The 22664-nt window shown below is 65.0% G+C and carries 18 protein-coding genes; 8 read left to right on the top strand and 10 right to left on the bottom strand.

Features of this window, described 5'->3' with window-relative positions; all coding sequences use genetic code 11:
• The first annotated feature begins 103 nt into the window (after positions 1 to 103).
• The 7 genes from AOQ71_RS26345 to pbfA all read left to right on the top strand — a co-directional run bounded on the left by AOQ71_RS26345 (position 104) and on the right by pbfA (position 8541).
• The gene (locus AOQ71_RS26345; protein WP_057752995.1) at positions 104 to 1015 is read left to right on the top strand and encodes a LysR substrate-binding domain-containing protein; all 912 of its coding nucleotides are present in this window, start codon (positions 104 to 106) and stop codon (positions 1013 to 1015) included.
• 233 nt (positions 1016 to 1248) lie between these two features.
• Entirely contained in the window at positions 1249 to 2283 is a 1035-nt protein-coding gene (locus AOQ71_RS26340; protein WP_057753104.1) for a putative 2-aminoethylphosphonate ABC transporter substrate-binding protein, read from the top strand.
• 104 nt (positions 2284 to 2387) lie between these two features.
• A complete protein-coding gene (locus AOQ71_RS26335) occupies positions 2388 to 3491 on the top strand; it encodes a putative 2-aminoethylphosphonate ABC transporter ATP-binding protein (RefSeq protein WP_057752994.1) in 1104 nt (367 codons plus the stop codon).
• A 16-nt stretch (positions 3492 to 3507) separates the two neighbouring features.
• The gene (locus tag AOQ71_RS26330; protein ID WP_057752993.1) at positions 3508 to 5226 is read left to right on the top strand and encodes a putative 2-aminoethylphosphonate ABC transporter permease subunit; all 1719 of its coding nucleotides are present in this window, start codon (positions 3508 to 3510) and stop codon (positions 5224 to 5226) included.
• Positions 5223 to 6374 carry a TIGR03364 family FAD-dependent oxidoreductase gene (locus AOQ71_RS26325; protein WP_057752992.1) on the top strand — a complete coding sequence of 384 codons (1152 nt, stop codon included), beginning with the start codon at positions 5223 to 5225 and terminating at the stop codon, positions 6372 to 6374. The genes AOQ71_RS26330 and AOQ71_RS26325 overlap by 4 nt, the downstream gene beginning before the upstream one ends.
• Complete coding sequence (gene phnX, locus AOQ71_RS26320) at positions 6371 to 7186, top strand: phosphonoacetaldehyde hydrolase (protein WP_057752991.1); 816 nt, start codon at positions 6371 to 6373, stop codon at positions 7184 to 7186. Before AOQ71_RS26325 ends, phnX begins: the two co-directional genes overlap by 4 nt.
• Positions 7183 to 8541, top strand: a complete 1359-nt coding sequence (gene pbfA, locus AOQ71_RS26315; RefSeq protein ID WP_245317148.1) for a (R)-1-hydroxy-2-aminoethylphosphonate ammonia-lyase — start codon at positions 7183 to 7185, stop codon at positions 8539 to 8541. Before phnX ends, pbfA begins: the two co-directional genes overlap by 4 nt.
• 257 nt (positions 8542 to 8798) lie before the next feature.
• Here pbfA and AOQ71_RS26310 read toward each other — a convergent pair whose 3' ends face one another.
• The 6 genes from AOQ71_RS26310 to AOQ71_RS45400 form a co-directional block, all read right to left on the bottom strand.
• Positions 8799 to 9548: a phosphorylase gene (locus AOQ71_RS26310; RefSeq protein ID WP_057752990.1), complete on the bottom strand. Its 750-nt coding sequence runs from the start codon at positions 9546 to 9548 to the stop codon at positions 8799 to 8801.
• Positions 9545 to 11497 carry a squalene--hopene cyclase gene (gene shc / locus AOQ71_RS26305; protein WP_057752989.1) on the bottom strand — a complete coding sequence of 651 codons (1953 nt, stop codon included), beginning with the start codon at positions 11495 to 11497 and terminating at the stop codon, positions 9545 to 9547. Before shc ends, AOQ71_RS26310 begins: the two co-directional genes overlap by 4 nt.
• A gap of 62 nt (positions 11498 to 11559) precedes the next feature.
• Positions 11560 to 12816 (bottom strand): hydroxysqualene dehydroxylase HpnE, encoded by a 1257-nt coding sequence (gene hpnE / locus AOQ71_RS26300; RefSeq protein ID WP_057752988.1) that lies wholly within the window; start codon positions 12814 to 12816, stop codon positions 11560 to 11562.
• Entirely contained in the window at positions 12816 to 13655 is an 840-nt protein-coding gene (gene hpnD, locus AOQ71_RS26295; RefSeq protein WP_057752987.1) for a presqualene diphosphate synthase HpnD, read from the bottom strand. The genes hpnE and hpnD overlap by 1 nt, the downstream gene beginning before the upstream one ends.
• Positions 13645 to 14529, bottom strand: a complete 885-nt coding sequence (gene hpnC / locus AOQ71_RS26290; protein ID WP_057752986.1) for a squalene synthase HpnC — start codon at positions 14527 to 14529, stop codon at positions 13645 to 13647. The genes hpnD and hpnC overlap by 11 nt, the downstream gene beginning before the upstream one ends.
• A 193-nt stretch (positions 14530 to 14722) precedes the next feature.
• Entirely contained in the window at positions 14723 to 14959 is a 237-nt protein-coding gene (locus AOQ71_RS45400) for a hypothetical protein (RefSeq protein ID WP_057752985.1), read from the bottom strand.
• A 476-nt stretch (positions 14960 to 15435) separates the two neighbouring features.
• Between AOQ71_RS45400 and AOQ71_RS26280 the strand changes: the two genes are divergently transcribed.
• Positions 15436 to 15933 (top strand): hypothetical protein, encoded by a 498-nt coding sequence (locus tag AOQ71_RS26280; protein WP_057753102.1) that lies wholly within the window; start codon positions 15436 to 15438, stop codon positions 15931 to 15933.
• 82 nt (positions 15934 to 16015) lie between these two features.
• Here AOQ71_RS26280 and AOQ71_RS26275 read toward each other — a convergent pair whose 3' ends face one another.
• From AOQ71_RS26275 to AOQ71_RS26260, 4 genes are all read right to left on the bottom strand, one after another.
• The gene (locus AOQ71_RS26275) at positions 16016 to 18382 is read right to left on the bottom strand and encodes an efflux RND transporter permease subunit (RefSeq protein WP_057752984.1); all 2367 of its coding nucleotides are present in this window, start codon (positions 18380 to 18382) and stop codon (positions 16016 to 16018) included.
• Between the two features lie 207 nt (positions 18383 to 18589).
• Positions 18590 to 19375, bottom strand: a complete 786-nt coding sequence (eutC, locus tag AOQ71_RS26270) for an ethanolamine ammonia-lyase subunit EutC (RefSeq protein WP_057752983.1) — start codon at positions 19373 to 19375, stop codon at positions 18590 to 18592.
• Positions 19372 to 20958 (bottom strand): B12-binding domain-containing radical SAM protein, encoded by a 1587-nt coding sequence (locus AOQ71_RS26265; protein WP_057752982.1) that lies wholly within the window; start codon positions 20956 to 20958, stop codon positions 19372 to 19374. Before AOQ71_RS26265 ends, eutC begins: the two co-directional genes overlap by 4 nt.
• A gap of 170 nt (positions 20959 to 21128) precedes the next feature.
• A complete protein-coding gene (locus AOQ71_RS26260) occupies positions 21129 to 22511 on the bottom strand; it encodes an ethanolamine ammonia-lyase subunit EutB (protein WP_057752981.1) in 1383 nt (460 codons plus the stop codon).
• Between the last annotated feature and the right edge of the window lie 153 nt (positions 22512 to 22664).

Raw genomic sequence — 22664 nt, 5'->3', positions numbered from 1 at the left:
CGGGAGCCACTGACGGGGCCGCACCGATCCTGCGTGACACCTTTGTGAATTAGTTGCGTCGTGGCAATTGACAATTTCTAATACGCATTAGAAAAACCAAGGCATGAGCTTCGCGGACCTGCCTCCCCTCAATGCATTGCGCTATTTCGAAGCCGCAGCACGCAGGAGAAGCTTCACCCTGGCGGCCGACGAACTCCACATCACCCAGAGTGCAGTCAGCCAGCAGATACGAAACCTCGAAAGCTTCATCGGCACCGCCCTGTTCAAGCGCGGCACCGCGACGGTCGTGTTGACCGACATCGGCAAGACATATTTCGAAGCCATCAGCAAGGCGCTCGAGCGCATCGATACGGCAACGTCCAAAGCCAGGACGACGCAGCGGAGCAAGAGGATCGAGCAGATCTGTCTCAGCGTGTCGCCGTCATTCACGCATCTATGGCTCGTCAAACGCCTCTCCAAGTTTCACCAGGAGGTCAAGGACATCCAGTTGGCGCTGAATGTCACCCGGCACTATGTGGATTTCGAAGTCGAGAACGTCGACATGGCGATCCGCCACGGCGACGGCGAATGGCCCGGCCTTCATGCCGATCTGCTGATGAAGGACCATATGATTGCGGTCTGTAGTCCACGGCTCTTTCAAGCGCGGGCAATGCCGAAGAGTCTGCCGGAGATCGCGAGCTATCCCATCATCGAGGACCCGGTCTACCGGTACTGGGCCCGCTACGCCCGCCAGACCGGCCACCAACTCGACCTGACCGACGCCATTCAGTACGACGATAGTGGCGTCATCGTCGAAGCCGCCATCAACGCGCAAGGCATCGCGATGGCGCGCGCATCCCTCGCTTCCGCGGCTCTTGCGCGCGGCCAGCTCGTCAAGCTGCTCGACGCCGATTTTTCCGACGCCCTCGGATATTACATCGTATTCCCGTCTGCCCATAAGGTTCGCCGCAGCGTGACACGCGTGAGCAAATGGTTGCGGCTGGAGGCCTCGCGCGAGCGAACCGAGTTGCGATGACGATGGCCTATCCCTCGACCAGGCCCGGCCCCGGCGGTGCCAGGTGACCGCTTCCCCGGTCCCGAAGTTGCAGTGCACTTGAGCCGATACTGCACTCAAGATGTGCAGCGACACAGCAATCGAGGCGCGCCGTGCACAAAATCCGACATGCGCGTCACGGGAATGTCATCTAACAATACCGGGTTCCCTGCCCTGACGGCGCCGGCCCCTGGCCAACATCGATGGAGCCCGACATGAACCTGTGCACGACAACCGGTCTGCGATGCGCTGTTGCGTCGATCGCCGCCATGTTCTGCCTCGCCACGACAGCTCGCGCGGCAGACCTCACCGTTTACACGGCCTTGGAGGCCGACCAGATCAAGCCCTACAAGGCCGCCTTCGAGAAGGCCAATCCCGGCATCAACATCCTCTGGGTTCGCGACTCCACCGGCATCATCACCGCAAAACTCCTTGCGGAGAAGGCAAACCCCAAGGCCGATGTGGTCATGGGTCTTGCCGCAACCTCGCTGATGCTGCTGCAGAAGGAAGGCATGCTGATGCCTTACGCGCCTGTCGGTCTCGACAAGGTCGACGCCAAGATGCGTGATCCAGCCGCTACGCCGGAATGGGTGGGCATGGATGTCTGGGCATCCGCCTTCTGCGTCAACACCGTGGAAGCAGGCAAGAAGAACCTGCCCGAGCCTGCGTCCTGGGCCGATCTGACCAAGCCGGTCTACCAGGGACAGATCGCCATGCCGAACCCGGCCTCGTCGGGGACCGGGTTTCTGATGGTCTCCGCCTGGCTTCAGATGTTCGGCTGGGACGGCGGCTGGAAGTACATGGACGAGCTGCACAAGAACATCGCGGCCTACACCCATTCCGGCTCCAAGCCGTGCCGGCAGGCCGCCGCCGGCGAGTACACGATCGGCCTCTCGTTCGAATATCGCGCCAACAAGACCAAGAAGGGCGGCGCGCCGATCAGCATCGTCCTGCCCAAGGAAGGCCTCGGCTGGGACATGGAGGCGATCGGCATCATGAAGACGACCAAGGAGGTGGATGCGGCGAAGAAGCTGGCCGACTGGGCGGTGACGCCGGAGGCCAACAAGCTCTACGCCGAGAACTTCGCCATCGTCGCGTTGCCGGGCATCGCAAGCTCCCTGGAGTTCGTCCAGGATGATGTCGACAAGATGCTGATCAAGAACGACTTCGCCTGGGCCGCGGAGAACCGCGACAAGATCCTGGCGGAGTGGAGCAAGCGCTATGACGGCAAGTCCGAGCCCAAGAATTGAAGCACCTGAATTGAAGAGTCCGAACTGAGGGATCTGAGCCGAGGATTTCCGGGGCGACGAACCCGGCGGTGCATGGGCACCGCCGGTCAATGCGGGACAGACCAATGGACAGCACGCCAGCGACGGTGCCCTATCTCCGCATCCGCAACCTCTCGAAAAAGTTCGGCGCGTTCACCGCACTCGACGCCGTCGATCTCGACGTCATGCCGGGCGAGTTCGTCTCATTCCTCGGGCCGTCCGGCTGCGGCAAGACCACGCTGCTCCGCGCCATCTCCGGCCTCGACGTGCAGACCACGGGGTCGATCCATCAAGGCGGACTAGATATCTCGACATTGCCGGTGGCCAAGCGCGATTTCGGCATCGTGTTTCAGTCCTACGCACTGTTCCCGAACCTGACGATCAAGGACAACGTCGCCTACGGCCTTGTCTCCGCAGGCACGCCGCGCATCGCGATCGACAAACGGGTCAAGGAGCTGCTCGAACTCGTCGGCCTGCCCGAGCAGGCCGGCAAATATCCGGCGCAGCTCTCGGGCGGACAGCAGCAGCGCGTCGCACTCGCCCGCGCGCTGGCGCTATCGCCCGGCCTGCTGCTGCTGGACGAACCGCTGTCCGCCCTCGACGCCCGCGTCCGGGCGCGCCTGCGCGGCGAGATCCGCGACCTGCAGCAACGCCTCAAGCTGACGACGATCATGGTGACCCACGATCAGGAGGAGGCGCTCACCATGTCCGACCGGATCGTGGTGATGAGCCATGGCAGGATCGAGCAGGTCGGCACGCCCGACGAGATCTACGGCCGCCCGGCGACGGCTTTCGTCGCCGACTTCGTCGGCAAGATGAACTTTCTGGAAGGACGCCTCGTCACCAGCAAGCGCGCTGATGTCAGCGGGGCCGTGCTCGATTTCGGCGAGGAAGTGCCGCTCGCCGAGGGCGCGGCCGTCACGGTCTGCCTTCGGCCGGAGGACGTGGTGGTGCGCGACATCGGCGAGCATGCGGACAATCGCCTCTCGGTCCAGGTCGGCGTGATGGAATTCATCGGCAATCATTTCGCGACGACCCTGCATGCGAGCGGCACCAACCTGAATTTCTCGGCGGACTTTTCCATCAACGCCGTGCGCGACCTCGGCATTTCCTCGGGCGCGACCATCGAGGTCGCACTGCCGCCGCAGCGGTTGCGCGTATTTGCCCAACCGCGCTCCGCGCCGGCCTAGACACGGGACAGCAGCGATGACGACCGAGACGCTGAGTCTGCCGGACCGTGCCGCTGCGATCGCACCGCTGCGGCAGAAGCTCGGGCGCGACGACTGGATCATGCGCGGCGCAGTGGTCGCGCTCGGTCTCTGGTTGATCGTCACCGTGCTATTGCCGCTCTGGGCGCTGCTGTCCAAGAGCTTCCAGGCGGCTGATGGCAGCTTCGTCGGCCTCGCCAATTTCCAGGCCTATTTCGCCAGTCCAGCGCTGGCCAATTCGATCTGGCACTCGATCTGGGTCTCGCTGCTGAGCACGTTCATCTGCGTTCTGCTCGCCTTCGTCTACGCCTATGGGCTGACCCGCACCTGCATGCCGGGGCGCGGACTGTTCCGCATCATCGCGCAAATCCCGATACTCGCGCCCTCGCTGCTGCCCGCGATCAGCCTCGTCTACCTGTTCGGCAACCAGGGCCTCGTCAAATGGATGCTGTTCGGCGCATCGATCTACGGCCCGATCGGCATCGTCATGGGCGAGGTGTTCTGGACCTTCCCGCACGCGCTCATCATCATCACCACGGCGCTGGCGATTTCGGACGCGCGTCTGTACGAGGCCGCGGAAGCGTTGCGGGCAAGTTCGCACCGCACCTTCTGGACGGTGACCATTCCTGGCGCACGCTACGGACTGATCAGCGCGGTCTTCGTCGTCTTTACCCTTGTCATCACCGATTTCGGCGTGCCCAAGGTCATCGGCGGCAAGTTCAACGTGCTCGCGACCGACATCTACAAGCAGGTGGTCGGGCAGCAGAATTTCCAGATGGGCGCGGTGGTCGGCCTGATCCTGCTGTTGCCGGCGGCGCTGGCCTTCGTCGTCGACCAGCTGATGCAGCGGCGCCAATTGGCGCTGCTCTCCGCGCGCGCCGTGCCGTATGCGCCCAAGCCCGACGCCACGATCGATCGCGCCATGCTGGCGATCTGCTCGCTGATCGCGTTCGCGATCCTGGTCATTCTCGGCGTGTCCTTCTTCGCCTCGATCGCGACGCTCTGGCCCTACAATCTGACGCCCAGCTTGAAGAACTTCGACTTCGACATGATGGATGGCGGCGGCTGGCGCAGCTATTTCAACTCGCTGGTCATGGCCGGGCTCACCGCGCTGTTCGGGACCGCGGTGATCTTTACCGGCGCCTATCTGGTCGAGAAGACCCCGCGCTTTCGCGCCATCAGAGGCTTCGTGCAGTTTCTCGCGCTGCTTCCCTTGGCCGTTCCCGGGCTGGTGCTTGGCCTCGGCTACATCTTCTTCTTCAACAACCCGGCCAATCCGCTGAACTTCATCTACGGCACGATGGCCATCCTCGTCATCTGCACCATCTCGCATTTCTACTCGGTCTCGCACCTGACCGCGGTGACGGCGCTCAAGCAGATCGACCAGGAGTTCGAGACCGTTTCGGCATCGCTCAAGGTGCCGTTCTGGCGTACCTTCATGCGCGTGACCTTGCCGGTCTGCCTGCCGGCCGTGCTTGATATCGCCATGTACCTGTTCGTGAACGCGATGACGACCGTATCAGCGGTGGTCTTCATCTACGCGCCGCACACGACGCTTGCGGCCATCGCCGTGCTCAACATGGATGACGCGGGCGACGTGGCCCCGGCGGCAGCCATGGCCATGGTGGTGTTCGCCACAGCGGCCGTCACACGCACCATCTATATGTTACTCACGCAGGGCTATCTTGCGCGCGCGCAGATGTGGAGAAAACGGTGAGCGTGTCCGGGGACGAATTCGATCTGGCCGTGATCGGCGGCGGCATCTGTGGTCTGGCCCACGCGCTTGCGGGCGTGCGCCGCGGCCTGCGGGTCGTGGTCATCGAGCGCGACGCAAGGGCGAACGGTGCCTCGATCCGCAATTTCGGCTTCGTCACCGTCACCGGGCAGCAACGCGGCCAGTGCTGGCAGCGGGCGATGCGGTCGCGGCAGGTCTGGGCCGAAGTGGCCGCGGCCGCGGGCATCAGGATCGAGCATGCCGGGCTTGCGGTCGCGGTGCGACGGCCGGAAGCCGCGGCGGTGCTCGAGGCGTTCCGCGCCACCGAGATGGGCGAAGGTTGCGAGCTTCTGAGCCCGCTTGAGGCGGGCCGCCGCTTCCCGATGCTGCGCACCGACGATCTGCAAGCCGTGCTGGCGAGCCCGCACGATTTGCGGGTGGAGTCGCGCATTGCCGTGCCGGCGCTGGCGAAGTGGCTCGCCGAGGTGCACGGCGTCACCTTCCTGTATCAGACGCTGGCCAGGGAGGTCGCCCCGCCTGACATCGACACCACGCGCGGGCCGGTCCGCGCCCGGCTCTGCGTGGTCTGCCCCGGCGACGATTTCCTGAGCCTCTATCCGGAACGCATCAGCGCTTACGGCCTCGTCCGCTGCAAGCTGCACATGCTGCGGGTCGCGTCCGCGAGCACGACGCCGCGCTTCAACGCGGCCGTGATGTCGGACCTCGGCCTCGTGCGCTATCTCGGCTACGCCGAACTGCCGGAGGCGGCCGCGCTGAAGCAGCGACTTGAATCCGAGCAGGGCGAGCATCTGGCCAACGGTGTGCATCTGATCGCCGTGCAGAGCGAGGATGGCTCGCTCGTCGTCGGGGATTCCCATCACTATGACGCGACGCCGGACCCGTTCGGTCCTGAAGCGGTGGACGAGTTGATCATGGACGAATTCCGGCAGGTCCTGGCCTGGCCAACACCCGTCATCCGCGAGCGCTGGATCGGCACTTACGCTTCGGCGTCTGACCGGCTGATGCTGATCGATCGCCCATCTCAAACCGTGCGCCTCGTCATGATCACCAGCGGCACCGGCGCCAGCACCTCGTTTGCGATTGCCGAGGAAGTCATTGACGAACTGACATCCGGGAGCCGAGCGGCATGAGCGATACGTTCGAGCACGTCAGGGCCGTGGTGTTCGACTGGGCCGGCACGACGGTGGACCACGGCTCGCTGGCCCCGATGGGCGTGTTCGTCGAGGCATTCGCGCGCTTCGGCGTGACCATCACCGTCGACGAGGCACGCGGGCCTATGGGCATGGCCAAGCGCCCGCACATCGCCGCCCTCATGCGCCTGCCGCGGATCACCGCCGCCTGGCGCGACAAGCATGGGCACGAGCCGACCGAAGCCGACATCGATGCGCTCTATCAGGTGTTCGTGCCGATGAATGTCGAGGTCGCCGCCCGCTACGCCGACCTGATCCCGGGCGTGGCTGAGGCTGTCGCTCACCTGCGGCGCCGCGGCCTGAAGATCGGCTCCAGTACCGGCTACACGCGCGAGATCATGGCCGAGGTCATTCCGGTCGCGGCCGCGCAAGGCTATGCGCCCGACAGCATCGTTTGCACCGGCGACACGCCCGATGGCCGGCCGACGCCGTTCATGCTCTACAAGGCCTTCCTGGAGCTCGCGGTCTGGCCGGCCTGGAGCTGCGTCAAGGTCGACGACACCGGCGTCGGGATCAAGGAAGGCCTCAACGGCGGCTGCTGGACCGTCGGCGTTGCCGTCACCGGCAACGAGTTCGGCTTGTCGCTGGCCGACACGGCGGCGTTGCCGCCGCAAGCCTTCGCCGCGCGGCGCGCGGCCGCAATCGAGCGGCTGACGGACGCCGGCGCCCATTACGTGATCGACGGCGTCGCCGACATCATCCCTGTCATCGCAGCGATCGAGGGCCGGCTGGCCCGCGGAGAGCGGCCATGAGCTTGTCCGACATGAGCACGTCCGACATGAGCGCCGCCGAGGGCGACGTCAATCTATCGGCGGAGCGACTTGCATTCCAGCAGCGCCATCTCGACGCGCAGACCCAGCAATGGCTCGACGAGGATGAGCGCTGGTTCCTGCGACAGTCGCTGTCGACGCCGTGCCTGAACGTGGCGACTGGCGCCGAAGGCAGCCACATCGTCGATCTCCAGGGCCGGCGCATCCTCGATTTCCACGGCAACAGCGTGCATCAGGTCGGCTACGGTCATCCTCGCGTCGTGGCGGCCATCAAGTCGCAACTCGATACCCTGCCCTTCTGCCCGCGCCGCTATACCAACAGATCCGCCATCGACCTCGCCCGGCGCCTCGCCGAGCTGGCGCCCGGTTCACTCGAGAAAGTGCTGCTGGCTCCCAGCGGCTCAGCCGCCATCGGCATGGCCCTGAAGCTTGCCCGCTATGCGACGGGGCGACACAAGACCCTGTCGATGTGGGATGCTTTCCACGGCGCCAATCTCGACGCGGTCTCGATCGGCGGCGAAGCGCTGTTCCGGCGCGGCGCCGGCCCGCTGCTGCCGGGCACGGAGCATGTGCCGCCGCCGGGCCTCGCCGCGCGCTTCTTCGGACAGGACGGCCGCGCGCATGAACGCCTCGCCGACTACATCGATTATATCCTCGAGGTGCAGGGCGACGTCGCGGCCGTGATCGCCGAGCCGATGCGCTGGACCACGGTCGAGCTGCCACCATCAGGTTTCTGGCCACGCGTGCGCGCGAGCTGCGACCGGCACGGGGCGCTCCTGATCTTCGACGAGGTGCCGAGCTGCCTCGGCCGCACCGGGACCATGTTCGTCTGCGAGCAGACTGATACCACACCCGACATTCTGGTGCTCGGCAAGGGTCTCGGCGGCGGCATCATGCCGATGGCAGCGATCGTGGCGCGGGCCGATCTCGACGTGGTGCCCGAGGGCGCGCTCGGCCACTACACCCACGAGAAGAGCCCGGTCGGCTGCGCTGCGGCGCTCGCCACGCTCGATGTGATCGAGGACGAGCAGCTGCTCACCACGGCGCGCGTGCTCGGCGCACACGCGCTCGAACGGCTGCGATCGATGGCAGAGCGGTACAACCTGATATCAGAGGTGCGCGGCGCAGGCCTCTATCTCGGCGTCGAGATCGGCCGCCGCGACGAGCTTCATGCCAACGCGCGCGCGGAGCGCCTGTTGTATCGCTGCCTGGAAGCAGGTCTCAGTTTCAAGCTCGGCGGCGGCAACGTGGTCACGCTATGCCCGCCGCTGACGATCTCGCGGGACGAGCTCGACCAGGCTCTCGATATTCTCGAAGCAGCGATGTCGGGGTTGTAGGCCCCTTCCTTCTTCCGTAGCCCGGATGGAGCGCAGCGTAATCCGGGGCCGACGTGCCTATGGCACAATCCCGGATTTCGCTTTCGCTTCATCCGGGCTACGCGCGCTCGATATTCTCGAAGCAGCGATGTCGGCCTTGTGAGCCGATCGCGACGCGCACACTTCGCGACGGCGCGCTCCACCCGGCCCACGGCACCAACAAAAAGGCCCGGTCGCTCGACCGGGCCTTTTCTGTATTCTCGGTTCGAACAAACCGCTCAGATCGTCTCCGCCACCAGCGCCTCGCTGTCGACCAGCTCCGTGCCGATCAGGAAATCGCGGCAGCCGCGAAGCGAGCGCAGCGCGCGGTTGAAGTCGAGGCCTGTGGAGACCAGGGCATGGAGCGTTGCCGGATTGCGGACGATGCCGCGGAAGACCGCAGCAAGGTCGATCTGGCCATTGGGCTTGATGGCGGCGCGGGCGAGCGCCGGCAACGCGCGGTGGGCGGGGTCGCTGATGACGCGGACCGCGGCGAAGGGCAGGCCGGCCTCGGCGGCATAGGCGGCGGCGATGTGGCTCTCCATGTCGACGGCGAAGGCGCCGGTCTCGGAATGCAACGCCGCCTTGCAGGATGAGCCGGTGACCACTTCCTCGGCACCGGCGAGGCTGCCACGCACCACCCGGCGGCGGCCGGAGGTCAGCTTGTCGATGAGGTCCTCGCTGAGCGACAGGCCGGCGGCCCAGCGGGCATCGCCCGAGAGCACCTCTGAAGCCACCACGACGTCGCCGGAGCGCAAGCTCGGGTCGAGCCCGCCGGCCACGCCGAACGAGATCACGCCGCGAATCGTCTGGGGATCAACCACCGTCAGCAGCGCGCGCAACTGCGTCGGGCTGCTGGACGAGCAAATGACCGCCATCCCGGGGCCGGCGGCAATGCGGGCCTCCTGAACAAGTCCAGTCACGATCAAGATCGGCCGCGGATCAATGGCATTGCCCGCGGTAACATAGTCCCCCGTCCCCAAAGTCACATTCCGACCCCTACCACCCTGCTGTTGGTGTTCCGCAAGTTCCGATATCGCGCCAGCGCCCACAGCGGAAAGAACTTCGGGTAACCATGATACCGTAGATAGAACACGCGGGGGAAGCCTGTGGCGGTGTAGCGCTGCTCGTCCCACAGTCCTTTTTCGTTTTGTGTTGCAATCAGGTACTCCACCCCGCGGGCGACGGCCGGGTGATCAACCTCGCCAGCAGCCATCAAGGCAAGCAAGGCCCATGCCGTTTGCGAGGCGGTGGAGGGGGCAGGTTCCCATCCCCGGTAGTCCAGCCGGTAGCTGACGGCGTCCTCGCCCCAGCCGCCGTCCTTGTTCTGGATCGAGGCCAGCCAGGCGGCGGCCTTTCGCATCATGGGGTCGTCGTGACGGACACCGGCCATGTTGAGAGCACACAGAACCGACCAGGTTCCATAGATGAAGTTCATGCCCCAGCGGCCATACCAGGACCCCTCGGGGTGCTGGGTCTTGCGCAAATAGGCGACGCCGGCGGCGACGTGCTTGCTGGTCCTCTCGGTCTCGCCGAGCTGGCCGAGCATCGAGATGCAGCGCGCCGTGACGTCCTCGGTCGGCGGATCGAGCAGCGCGCCATGATCCGAGAACGGGATGTTGTTCAGGTAATATTCGAGGTTGTTGACGTCGAAGGCGGCCCAGCCGCCGTCGTCGCTCTGCATGCCCTCGATCCACTCCCGGCCGCGGTCGATCGCGGCATCGTAGCCGGTGGTACCGTGCTCCCTGCGCATGCGGTCCATCGACATCACCACCACGGCGGTGTCGTCGAGATCGGGATAATGCGCATTGTTGTACTGGAACGCCCAGCCGCCCGGACGCGCGTCGGGGCGCTTCACGGCCCAATCGCCCTTCACCTCAAGCTCTTGCCTCGGGATCAGCCAGTCGAGGCCCTGCTTGGCCGCAGGCACCGCCTTGTCGCCGCCGGCTTCCAGCAGCGCATGCGCCGTCAGCGTCGTGTCCCACACCGGCGAGACGCAAGGCTGGCAATAGGCCTCCTCGCCCTTGATCACCAGCAGCTTGTCGATGCCGCGGCGCGTGATCGCACGCGGCGGGAAATTCTCGTCCTTGCCGAGCGCGTCGTACATCATGACGATGTTGGCCATCGGCGGATAGATCGCGCCCATGCCGTCCTCGCCATTGAGCCGCTCCTCGGTGAAGGCGAGCGCGGCATCGATCGCACGCTTGCGCAAGCTCTTCGGAAACATCGGCTCGAGGACACGCAGAATCGCATCCAGCGAACGGAACAGCAGGAACCAGGCCATGCTCTGATGCGGCGCCTTCGCGGTCATGCCGATCGAGCGCGGATCCTGCAGGAACAGTTCGTCGATGCCGACGCCTTTGGGATTCCTCGCCCGCGGCTTCAGCGCCGCGATCACCATCAGCGGCACCATGGTGGTGCGCGCCCAATAGGAGATCTTGTTGAGATGGAACGGCGACCAGAACGGCAGCAGCATGATCTCGATCGGCAGCACCGGCACCGCGCGCCAGGTCACGACGCCGAATGTCGCGAGCAGGAAGCGGGTGAAGACGTTGCTGTGAATCGCGCCGCCGCGGGCGTGGATCGCCTCGCGCGCGCGCACCATGTGCGGCGCGTCCACGGAGTCGCCGATCATCTTCAGCGCGAAATAGGCCTTCACGCTGGCGCTCATGTCGAACTCGCCGTCATGCACCAGCGGCCAGCCGCCATGGGCGCCCTGGACCCGGCGCAGATAGTTGCCGATCTTGGCCTCGAGCGCTACGTCGACCGGCTCGGCGAGATAATGGCGCAGCAGGATGTATTCGGCCGGAATGGTGCAGTCGGCCTCGAGCTCGAACACCCAATGGCCGTCGGCTTGCTGGAAGCCGAGCACGCCTTGCGTCGCTGACGCAATGCTCGATTCCAAAGCTTCGCGGCTGGTCGCGTTCACGGAATCCATGTCGCTCGATTGCTCCTGGCGTCGATTTGAAAGTGAGCTGGACATTGCATCAGGCCCGCTTTTCAGGATTTTTTGGCGGCCAGCACCAGATCGGCGGCGCGATCACCCGACCGCACCGATCCCTCGATCGTTGCAGGCAATCCCGTAGCAGTCCAGTCACCGGCGAGAAACAGGTTTTTCAACGACGTGACCGGCCCCGGACGCAGGGCATTCTGGGCCGGCGTTGCCGCAAATGTGGCACGCCGCTCGCGCACGATCTGCCAAGGGGGCAGCTCGCCGGAGACCCCGCCGGCCGCGCAGACGTCATCCCAGATCGTCTGTGCGAGCTCCTCGCGCGGCATGTCGACGAGACGGTCGCCATTGCTGATGGTGACGGAGAGCCGGTTCGGGAACGCGAACAGCCATTCCACGACGCCGCCGATCACGCCCAGGATCGGCGCTGATCCCGGCGGCGGCTCAAAGCGGAAATGCGCATTGACGATGGCGCGGAATTCGGTCGGCGCGGTCAGGCCCGGCAGCAGGCTCGTCGCGGCGCGCGGCGGCACCGCCATCACGACCACGTCGCCCGCAGCCAGCTGGACCACATCCTCGCCGCCGAAATTCAGCGCGCTGACCTTGCCATCGGTGGTGACGAAGCCGCGCAGCTCATGGCCGAGCTGAACGGTGTGGCCCCGCTCTGTCAGGAATTTCACGGCGGGCTCGATCAGCACCGCGCTGAGGCCGTCGCGGGCGATCAGCGGACGGCAGGCCTGCCCGCCCGCCAGCAGCGTCTCGCGCACGATCGCGCCGGCAAGCCCGGCCGAGCCTTCGGGCGGATCGACATTGAGGGCCGCGAGCAGCAGCGGCTGCACCAGGCGATGGTAGAGCGTGCCTTCGCACGGAATCGACTTGCCGACCAGCGTCTGCTCCGACGCCCAGATCAGCGGCGCCAGCTTGAGATAATCGGTGAGACCCGTATCGGGCACACGGCGGCCCTCGTCGAACACCCAGGTCGGCAGCCGGCTGTTGCCGAGATCGATTTGCCAGCGCTGGCCCGTCTTGATGTCGACGAAGGGAAACTGCGCGGTCTCAGGCCCGACCAGGCCGGCCTCGGTGCCGATCGCGCGCGCATAGGCGCGGGCGTGGCTGTTGCCGGACAGCAGCAGATGATTGCCGTTGTCGATGGTGAGATTGGTGGCACCGTCGAAATAGGAGCGGCAGCGGCCGCCGGCCTGGTGCGTCGCCTCGTGCACGGCGACCTTGTAGCGGGCATTGGCGAGCCGCACAGCGGCGGAGAGGCCGGAAATTCCAGCGCCGATGATGTGAGCTGTGTTTTGCATCAGATGAAAGCGTAGCGGAGCAGGATCAAAATGCGTGTGACCTTCGACACACGCACCGGTTCGCGCGGCGCGTTGAAGCCGCGCGCGATCAGGAGGTCCAGGATGGAATGGTAGTATTTCGACATGATCCGCGGCGCGCGCACCGCGCGACGCTTGTTGCGGTTCATGATCTCGTCCGACTTCTCGAAATGCGCCTTCGCGCGCTGCGTCAGCGGCATGCAGACCTTCGGCAGCGCGCGCTCGGCGATGACGCGGTTCGGATCGTTGGAGGTGATGCCGGCATGCAGCAGCGCCTCGCGCGGCAGATAGAGCCGGCCGAGGCCCGCGTCCTCGTCGATGTCGCGCAGGATGTTGGTGAGCTGGAGCGCGCGGCCGAGATGATGGGCGAGCAGGATGCCGTCCTCTTCCGGCAGGCCGAACACGCGTACCGACAGCCGCCCTACGGCGCTGGCAACCCGGTCGCAGTACAGATCCAGCGTCGCCATGTCGGGCGCGCGGATGTCCTGCGGCACGTCCATCTCCATGCCGTCGACGATGGCAAGGAAATCCTCGCGCTTCAGGCCGAAGGTTTTCACCGAGGCGACGTAGTCCTTCAGCCGCGGCGGCGGATTGCCCTGGTAGAGCGCGTCGATGTCGTTGCGCCATTCCTGCAGCGCGGCGAGCCGCTGATCGCGCGGGCCGTCGGAATCGGCGATGTCGTCGACCTGGCGGCAGAAGCTGTAGATCTGGAACATCGCCTCGCGCTGGTCGCGGGGCAGGATGCGCATCGCAGCGTAGAAGGAGCTGTTCGATGCGGACGAGCCATAATTGGCGCCGGGCGCGGTCGCCTCAAGCGTCATGGGCAGTCCCCGGATTGGTGATGGTCTTGCGGCCGATCGCACGGCGGCCGAGCTCACCGGCGATGCCGGCAAGGCTGAAGGTGAGCAGTTCGAACTTGTTCAGATGCACGCGCTCGCGCAGGGGATCGCGCACCTTCAACAGACGCACGATGCGGTCGGCATAGGCCTGGATCACCGCGACGTCGACGCCGAGGCGGAGATCCCGGATCTCGGCAGCCAGCGGCCTGCCCTCGCCCAGCAGCGCTTCGTTGCGCACGGCAAGCGACTGCAGGCAGGCCAACATCGCCGGCGGCGACTGCGCGAGGCCGAGCTGCTCGACCGAGGCACCGTGTGCTGCCAGCGCGTCGCGCGGCAGGTAGACGCGATTGAGCTCGCGATAATCCTTGCCGCAATCCTGCAGATGGTTGTTGATCTGCAGGCCCGCACACAGCGCATCCGACGCCGCCCAGGTCGAGGTGCTCTCGCCATGGACGTCGAGCATGAAGCGGCCGACCGGCATCGCCGAATAACGGCAATAGTGGATGACCTCGTCCCAGGTCTCGTAGCGCAGCTTGGTCACGTCCATGCGGAACGCGATCAGCACGTCGAGCGCGTGGCGCGGCGCCATGCCGCGCTCGGCGAGCGCGCGCCGCAAGGTGACGGCCTCGGCCTGGGACTCGCCCTTGCCGAGCAGTTCCGCCTCGAGCAGGTCGAGATAGCGAAGCTTCTCGTCCGCCGGCAAGCTTCCGTGGTCGGCGATGTCGTCGGCGGTCCGGACGAAATTGTAATAGGCCAGGATCAGGGCGCGATGACTGGGATGAATGATCCAGGACGCGACGGGAAAATTCTCGTCGCGGTCACCCTTGCCGGATCGCAATTCGCTCGCAGAGGTCATCGAGGGCTGATCAACAATCGTTTGGACAGAAAGGGCTTTTGCGTTCGCGCGGGCTCATGCCGGCGACGCCGCCGCGGCCCCCATATAGGGGAATACGGCCGCAAAACCAATCCTGTCGCGCGATGGCAGCCCTTTGCGGATCCGGCCCGGAAAAGGCGGCCCCACGGCCGCCCTTGTGGGCCAGTGGCCGATCTTACTGGTTATGATCCTTCAGGACCTGGTCGCAGGCCTGCGAGATCTTGGCCCGGTTCTCCTTGAGGCAGGCCAGGATGGTGAAATCGCCCTGATCGATAACCGGACGGCAGAACTTCTGCACGTCGCGCGTGCAGGCCTTCTGCTCGGCTTCGGTACCGCGGCCGCCCTGCTGGGCGAATGCAGCCGTGGACAGGGTGGCCGACAGCACGGTGAGAGCGACGAGAAGCTTACGCATTGTATTCCTTCATTCTGACGGCAGAATCGCACCAATCCCGGACAGCACAGGGCGGAGAGCCGGAACCGATTGTTCTGATGGCAAGTTGCCGCTGGAAGCGTGCGGCACCGGAGGAGGCACAAGCGCTGGTAAATGCGGCCAAATTGGCGCCGCGCCCACCAAATCAGGTCTTCCCTCGGCCTTCATTGGCAGATGTAAGAGCTTGATACTACGTTATAATTCCGGCACGCGGTGTTTTACTGCATACCTGTTGCAGAGCTGCATCTGTCCAGCCGGCCAATTGGCCCGGGAACATAGGGAAATGGAGGGAATCCGGGCCGGACCGCAGCAAGACCGCTTCGCGAGCCTGACATCGCGGACAACCAGGCTTATGCGGCACAGAACTTGAACCAGACACAGGCTGGCAACACTAAACCTTCGATGTGGCGAGACGGCTTGCGATGAAGCAGCCGTGGTTCCAAAACGGGATATTGATGATGAAATTCATTGGGCGATCTGAACTGGCAATCAAGGCAGCCGGCATTGCTGCAGCGCTGCTCTTCTCTGTTGCGACAAGCCACGCTCAGTCGTCCGGGCCGTTCGCCGGCTTCGACGGCGCCTGGACCGGCACCGGCACGGTGTCGCTGTCCGACGGCTCGACCGAGCGCATCCGCTGCAAGGCGGACTACAAGGTCGCCGGCACCGGCCTCAATCTCAAGCAGGCGCTGCACTGCGCCTCCGACAGCTACAAATTCGACCTCACCAGCGACGTGACCAGCCAGGGCGAGCGGATCTCCGGCAATTGGAGCGAGTCCAACCGCAACATCTTTGGCAATTTGCAGGGCACCGCCGGCGGCGGCCAGATTGAAGTGTTCGTCGAGGCCAACGGCTTTGCCGCCAATTTGTCGCTGCGCACCAACGGCTCCAAGCAGACGGTGCAGATCTCGTCCAAGGGCGAGATCCGCGGCGTGAACATCACGATGACGAAGGGCTGATTGCCCACTCTACCTCGAAAGCAACAAAGCCCCGGCTCTTCTCGAGCCGGGGCTTTTTGCTGACGAGAATTAGTCGTCCCGCTCAGATCGCCGGCTTGTCGGCGCCGTGCAGCTTGGCGTGCAGGTTGATCAGCCACATCGCCGTCGGCCGCAGGATGAAGAGGTCGGCGACCAGTGCCGCCACCATCGAGAAGGCGCTGAGCCAGCCGAACAGCCGCAGCGACGGCAGGTCCGAGAAGACCGTGACGACGAGGCCGCAGGCCAGCACCACCGTAGTCAGGATCAGCGCAGGTCCAACCAGCACGGTCGCGCGCTCCACTGCGAGCGCCGAGCCGACGCCGGGCTTGCTCTCCAATCGCAGACGATTGAGGAAGTGGATTGTCGCGGACAAGCCGAGGCCGAACGAGACGGTGAGCGCGACGACGCTGGCGAATTGCAGCCCCTCGCCCATCGCCCACAGCACCGTTCCCGACATCACCACCGGGAAGATGCCCGGCAGGATGCAGGCCAACATCACGACCCAGGAGCGGAAGGCAAGGCCGATGAAGATCGCGACCAGCGCGAATTCGACGGTGAGTCCGCGGTTCAGCTTCTCGATCATGCCAGCCGAGTTGCGCGCGGCGATGGCGGCAAGACCGGTGACGGCAACCTCGTAGCCGGGATGCTTCTTGCGGACGACGTCGAGCTCGGAATCGAGCTTGTCGACGATCGGCAGAAGCTGGCTGGAATCCTTGTCCGGCACGCGGCCGGCCACGACCACCGCGTCCTGCTCGGCATCGATGAAGCGCCGCACCAGATGCTCGGGGATGACGCCCACGTATTCCTTCAGCGTCGCAACGTCGCTGCTGCCGGCCTTTTCCGCCAGCCAGCGGCGCAGCGTCTCCAGCGACCAGACGTTGCCGACGCCGGCCGCCTTCTCGACGGTCGCATGCACGTCTGCGATGGTTTGCAGCGTCTCCGGCGAGTACAGCGATTCACCCTTGGGGAACGTGATCAACACGTTGACCGGATTGGCGCCGGTCAGCTTGGCATCTAACCGGTTGCTGGCGGCCACCGCCTGGCGCTTGTCCGGCACCTGGTCGGCGAGCCGGTAGCGCGGCTGAAGATTGGCGTAGATGACGCCGAGGCTGCCGACGAACAGCAGCGCGATCAGGCTGAACAGACCGGGCCGGCCGACCATGCGCACCGCGATCCAGTAGCAGAAATTGCGCAGCGCCTGCACGCCGGCGTCCGCGCTCTGGAACTTGACCGCAAAAATCTTCTCGTTGCGCACGAACAGCACGCCGAACACCGGCACCAGCGACAGCACCGTGATGAGCGCGATGATGGTGGCAGCCAAGCCCGCTTCGCCGAACTTGCGGATCAGGTCGGAGTCCGAGAACTGCAGCGCGATGAAGGAAATGCCGGCGGTGCCATGCGTCAGCACGCAGGCCGGGCCCACCACCAGCACCGCGTTCCTGAACGCGGTGAACTTGTCCTGGCCTGCGATCAGCCGGTCGCGCGCGGCAAAGGTGAGCTGCATCGAGTCCGAGAACGAGATCACCATGATGAGCGGCGTCATCACGTTCAGGAACATGTTCAGATTGAAATTGGCCCAACCGAGCGCGCCAAGTGCGATCAGGATCGCGATCATCGGCGGGAATGCCGCCACCACCATGAACGAGATCTTGCGGAAGAAGATGATGGCGATGATGCAGCCGGCGAGAATGCCGAGGATGTTATAGGTGAGGCCGTCGCGCTCGACCGCGTTGCGGATCTCGAGCTGCATCACCGGAACGCCGGACAGCTGCACACTGAGCCCGGTGTCGCCGAGATCCTCCTTCATCAGCGCGCGGATGTCGCCGACGACCTTGCCGAGCTTGCTGGAGGCGACCACCTGCGGATCGAGCGAGAGCACGATCAGCGCGAGCGTGCCGTCCTCGGACAACAGCTTGCCGCGGATGATCTCGTTGTTCTTGACGGTCTCGATGAACTGGTCATAGGCCGCGCCCTCGGGCAGCTCGGCCGGGAATAGCGCCGCCGGCAGCTTGCCCGGCGCCGGCGCCTGACGCGCCGAGAACAGCGAGACGAGGCCGCGCGTGCCCTCGACCAGCTGCATGTCGGTGACGAAGTCACGGAGCTTCTCGAGGTTATTCCGCGCCAGCAGGGTCTTGCCCTCGACCACGACGAGGACGTCGAACTCCTCGGCCGGGAACTTCTTGGTCACCTCTTCGTACTGGCGGAATTCGCGGGTGTTGGAGCGGAACAGCTGCGACAGCGAATCGTCGATCTTGATCCGCTCGATGCCGAACACGGCGGCGACGATCAGCGCGAGCAGGATGACGCAGGAGACGATCGGCGCCCGGACCGCGATCAGCCCGAGACGCTCCAGCCCGAAGGCGATGGAGGACGCAGGCCCCTGCTCGACCTTGTCGACATGAACCTCATTCTCGCGGTGCTTTTCGAGCATGCCTTTGTCCAGTTCCTCAATCGACTCGGTCTTGAGAGCTTATTGCGCTCCGCGAACGGCTTGAAAACGCCATACCAATGGGAGGCTTGCCCGTTGAAAACGCGCGGAAAATCGCCGGCAGCGGTTTAGCAGGTCAAGCGCCCTTCTCGCAAGCACGCCGGGGGTCTCCGAATCGATCAAGATGCGGCGATTTTGCCGGAATGCCCGTCATTCTGGCACAGCCGTGCCGATTCGACGCGGGGCGCGGTCGGCGCTCTCGTCCTTGAGCGCCACGCCCGTGGCCTGGCGCGCCAGCCCCTCGCGGACCAGCCAGGCGATCTTGAGGGCCGCCTCGTCATAGCTCAAGCCGGCCTTGTGGATGTTCGACACGCAATTGCGCTGGGCATCGGTCAGGCCGGGCTTCGGCGCGAAGGTCAGATAGGCCCCGAGGCTATCGGGCGCTGATAGCCCCGGCCGCTCGCCGATCAGCATCACGATCATGCGGGCACCGATGATAGCCCCGATCTCGTCACCAAGGGCGACGCGCGCGCCTGAGGCGACCACGACATGGCCGATCGCGACCGCCTCCTCTTCGGCGAGGCGCGGCAGCAGGCTTTGCAGCAGCCTGGCCGCATGGGCATGGACCGCAGCAGCCGACAAGCCGTCACCGATGACGATCGCAAGCTGGCACGGCGCTGCGGCAATCCCCTCCAGCGTCGCGGCGGAGGCGGCATCGAGCTGCCGTCCAAGATCCGGCCGGCGCAGATAGTCGCCGCGATCGGCGGCCCGGCTCCGGACCTCGGTGGCGGCAAGGCCGAGCGCCCTCACTTCGGCAACCAGACGCGGCGCGTCGAAGGCGGCATGCACGGCATCGCGGGCGCGGGCATGCGCCAGCGTGAAATCGAGCAGCGGCCTGGTCGGCAGGCTCGCGCCACTGCGCCCGAGCGCAACGCGCGCAGGCGTGAACGATTTGAGGTCGATGATCGGGCGTGCCGGAACGGGCTCGTCGCTCATTCGGCGGGAACGGAAGCTTCGCGCAAGCGGATCGAATAGTTCGAGGCGTTCTGCTTGCCGCTGGTGGCCGCCCGCGCAAAGGTGATGAGATGATGCGCGATCATGGTGCAGCCGATCAGGCCCTCCATGTCACCGCGGCGGATCCGCCCCAGCGCGAATTTCCAGAACACGCGCCTGTAATCGCCGAGCACGCCGACCTTCCAGAAGATGTTGCGCAGCATGACGAGGCCGCGCCGGATGTTGGCCCAGGTCTTCATCTCGTCCGGCACCGGCATCTTGAGGCGGTGCACGTAGACGTGGTCGCATTGATACTGGAAGCGCTCGTAGACCTTCTCGGGCTCGTAGGCGACGCTCATGGCGTGCTTCCAGGACGCGACAACCTCGTCATAAGGCAGCAGGAAGTCGACGTTGGAATCGCGCCCCTCATCGTCGACCAGGCGCCCTTCCCTCTCCAGGCGGTCCCACAACGGCGTCTTCGGCAGGGCCTGAAGCAGGTTGATGGTGAGCAGCGGAATGCGTGATTCCTCGACGAAGGAGAGCAGCGCGTCGGAGGTGTTGGGCTTGTCGGTGTCGAGCCCCATGATGATGCCCGAGACCACCTCCATCCCGTAGGAATTGATGGTGCGCACGCCCTCGAGGATCGGGACCATCATGTTGTGGTCCTTGTGCATGGCCTTCAGTGCGTCCGGGTCCGGCGTTTCGATGCCGCAGAAGATGGTGATGAAATAGGCCTCGCGCATCTTCTTGAGGATCTCGGGACGCTTGGCGATGTTGAGCGTCGCCTCGCAGGCGAGCCGCATCACATAGCCGGTCTTCTTTTGCCATTCGATCAGGTGCGGCAACAGGTCCATCGCGGCCTTGCGGTTGCCGATGAAATTGTCATCGACGAAGTAGACCGTGTCGGTCATGCCGCATTCGCGCAGGCGGTCGAGCTCGGCGATGATCTGCTGCGGCGTCTTGATCCGCGGGTTGCGGCCGTAGAGGCCGGGAATGTCGCAGAACTCGCACTCATACGGACAGCCGCTGGAATATTGGATGCTGCCGAGGAAATAGCGCTTCACGTCGGCGAGCTCATAGGCCGGGATCGGAAATTCCGTCATCGGCACGCGGTCCTTGGTCGTGAGCACGACCTGCTGTTCGGGGCGCGACGTATCGCGCGAAAGAATCTCGATCAGCTGATTGGTGGCATCGCCGAGCTCGCCGACATGCAGATAGTCGAACGAGGGATAATAATCCGGGCAGGCGCTGACCGAGGGACCGCCGAGCGCCACCGGCAGGTCGAATTCATGGGCACGGCGGCAGATGTCGTTCATCTGCTGGCGCTGGATGTGCATGCCGCTGACGAAGACGGCCTCTGCCCATTCGAACTCCTCCTTGCTCGTGCGGCGGAGGTTCTCGTCGACGAATTTGACCTGCCATTCCCTGGGCAGGTAGGCCGCGAGCAGCAACAGGCCCTGCGGCGGCATGAAGGCGCGGACGCCATCGGTCAGCGGATAAGCGTGCTCGAAGGTGCCGAAGGATGAGGTGTAACGCGGAAAGACGCAGAGAATCTTTCGGCTCGTTCCGTTGCTTTCAGCGCGCATCGAACTTCCCCCAACCACGTTCTGCTGACGGTACTGACGAGGTCTCCAGAAACATAGCGTAACGCTGCGACCGGAATTCCTCAATATTGTGGCAGCGAACTAATTCGTGAGACGCGCCAGTGGTTTCCCCGGTTCACGGCGGCGGACAGGGTTTTGCCGATGTTTTCGCATCACGCGATCAGCCGCGAGGCAAAATCGGGCAAGAGGCCCGCATCGCCCGCAAGCCGGAAGTCGACGCCGGCAATGCCTGATCGCACCAGCCAGTCGTCGAACTCCGGCGCGCGGGCCACACCGAAGACGTCGCGCACATAGAGCGCGTCGTGGAAGGACGTGGACTGGTAGTTCAGCATGACGTCGTCAGCGCCGGGCACCCCCATGATGAAGGTGACGCCGGCCGCGGCGAGCAGCGTCAGGAGATTATCCATGTCGTCCTGGTCCGCCTCGGCATGGTTGGTGTAGCAGATGTCGATGCCAAGCGGCAGGCCGAGCAGCTTGCCGCAGAAATGATCCTCCAGCCCCGCCCGGATGATCTCCTTGCCGTCGTAAAGATATTCAGGGCCGATGAAGCCGACCACGCTGTTGACCAGCAGCGGGGCAAAAGCGCGTGCCACCGCATAGGCCCGCGACTCGCAGGTCTGCTGGTCGACGCCGTGATGGGCGCCCGCCGACAACGCGGAGCCCTGGCCGGTCTCGAAATACATCACGTTGCCGCCGACCGTACCGCGCTTCTGCGACAGTCCGGCTGCGTGCGCCTCCTTCAGCAGCGAAAGGTCGATGCCAAAGCTGCGGTTGGCAGCCTCGGTGCCGGCGACCGACTGGAAGACGAGGTCGACGGGCACGCCCTGCCCGATCAGCGACAGCGTCGTGGTGACATGGGTCAGCACGCAGCCTTGCGTCGGGATTTTCAGTCGCGCGATGATCTCGTCCAGCAATCGCAGCAATTGCCCGATCACGGCCGGATCGTCGCTCGCCGGATTGATGCCGATGCAGGCATCACCGGCTCCAAGCAGCAGCCCGTCGAGGATCGAGGCAGTAATGCCCCTGGCGTCGTCGAAAGGATGGTTGGGCTGCAGCCGCGTGCTCATCCGCCCCTTCAGGCCGATGGTGTTGCGGAAGGCGGTCGTGACCTCGCATTTCCGCGCTGCCAGGATCAGGTCCTGGTTGCGCATCAGCTTCGACACCGCGGCGGCCATTTCCGGCGTGATGCCCGGCGCGAGCTTGCGCAAGGTCTCGGGAGTGGCGGCGTCCGATAGCAGCCAGTCGCGGAATGCTCCGACCGTCAGCGAAGAGACCTGCGCGAAGGCCGTGGCGTCATGGCTGTCGATGATCAGGCGGGTGACCTCGTCGGCCTCATAGGGAATGACGGCCTCCTGCAAGAACCGCCCGAGGGGGACGTCGGCCAGCGTCATTCGCGCCGCGATCATCTGCTCGGCGCTCTCGGCAGCAATGCCGGCCAGCCGGTCCCCGGAGCGCGGCGGCGTCGCTTTGGCCAGGAGGTCGCGCAGGTCGGCGAAGCGATAGGTCGTGGCGTCGATGGTGTGGCGATAGACCAAAGGCCCCTCCTGAAATCGTCGGCCAGTGACCGACTCCGGTCGGCGCGAAAGGCGGCGCTGGTGTCAGGGAATACGCGCTTGACGGTCAGTATGCACGCCGATGTTTGGGGCATTCCGGGCGATGCCCGGATCAATCTGCCTGGAACCGATCGC

The sequence above is a fragment of the Bradyrhizobium manausense genome, from assembly GCF_001440035.1.
GTDB lineage: Bacteria > Pseudomonadota > Alphaproteobacteria > Rhizobiales > Xanthobacteraceae > Bradyrhizobium > Bradyrhizobium manausense.
This window is presented reverse-complemented; position numbering and strand designations above follow the sequence as displayed.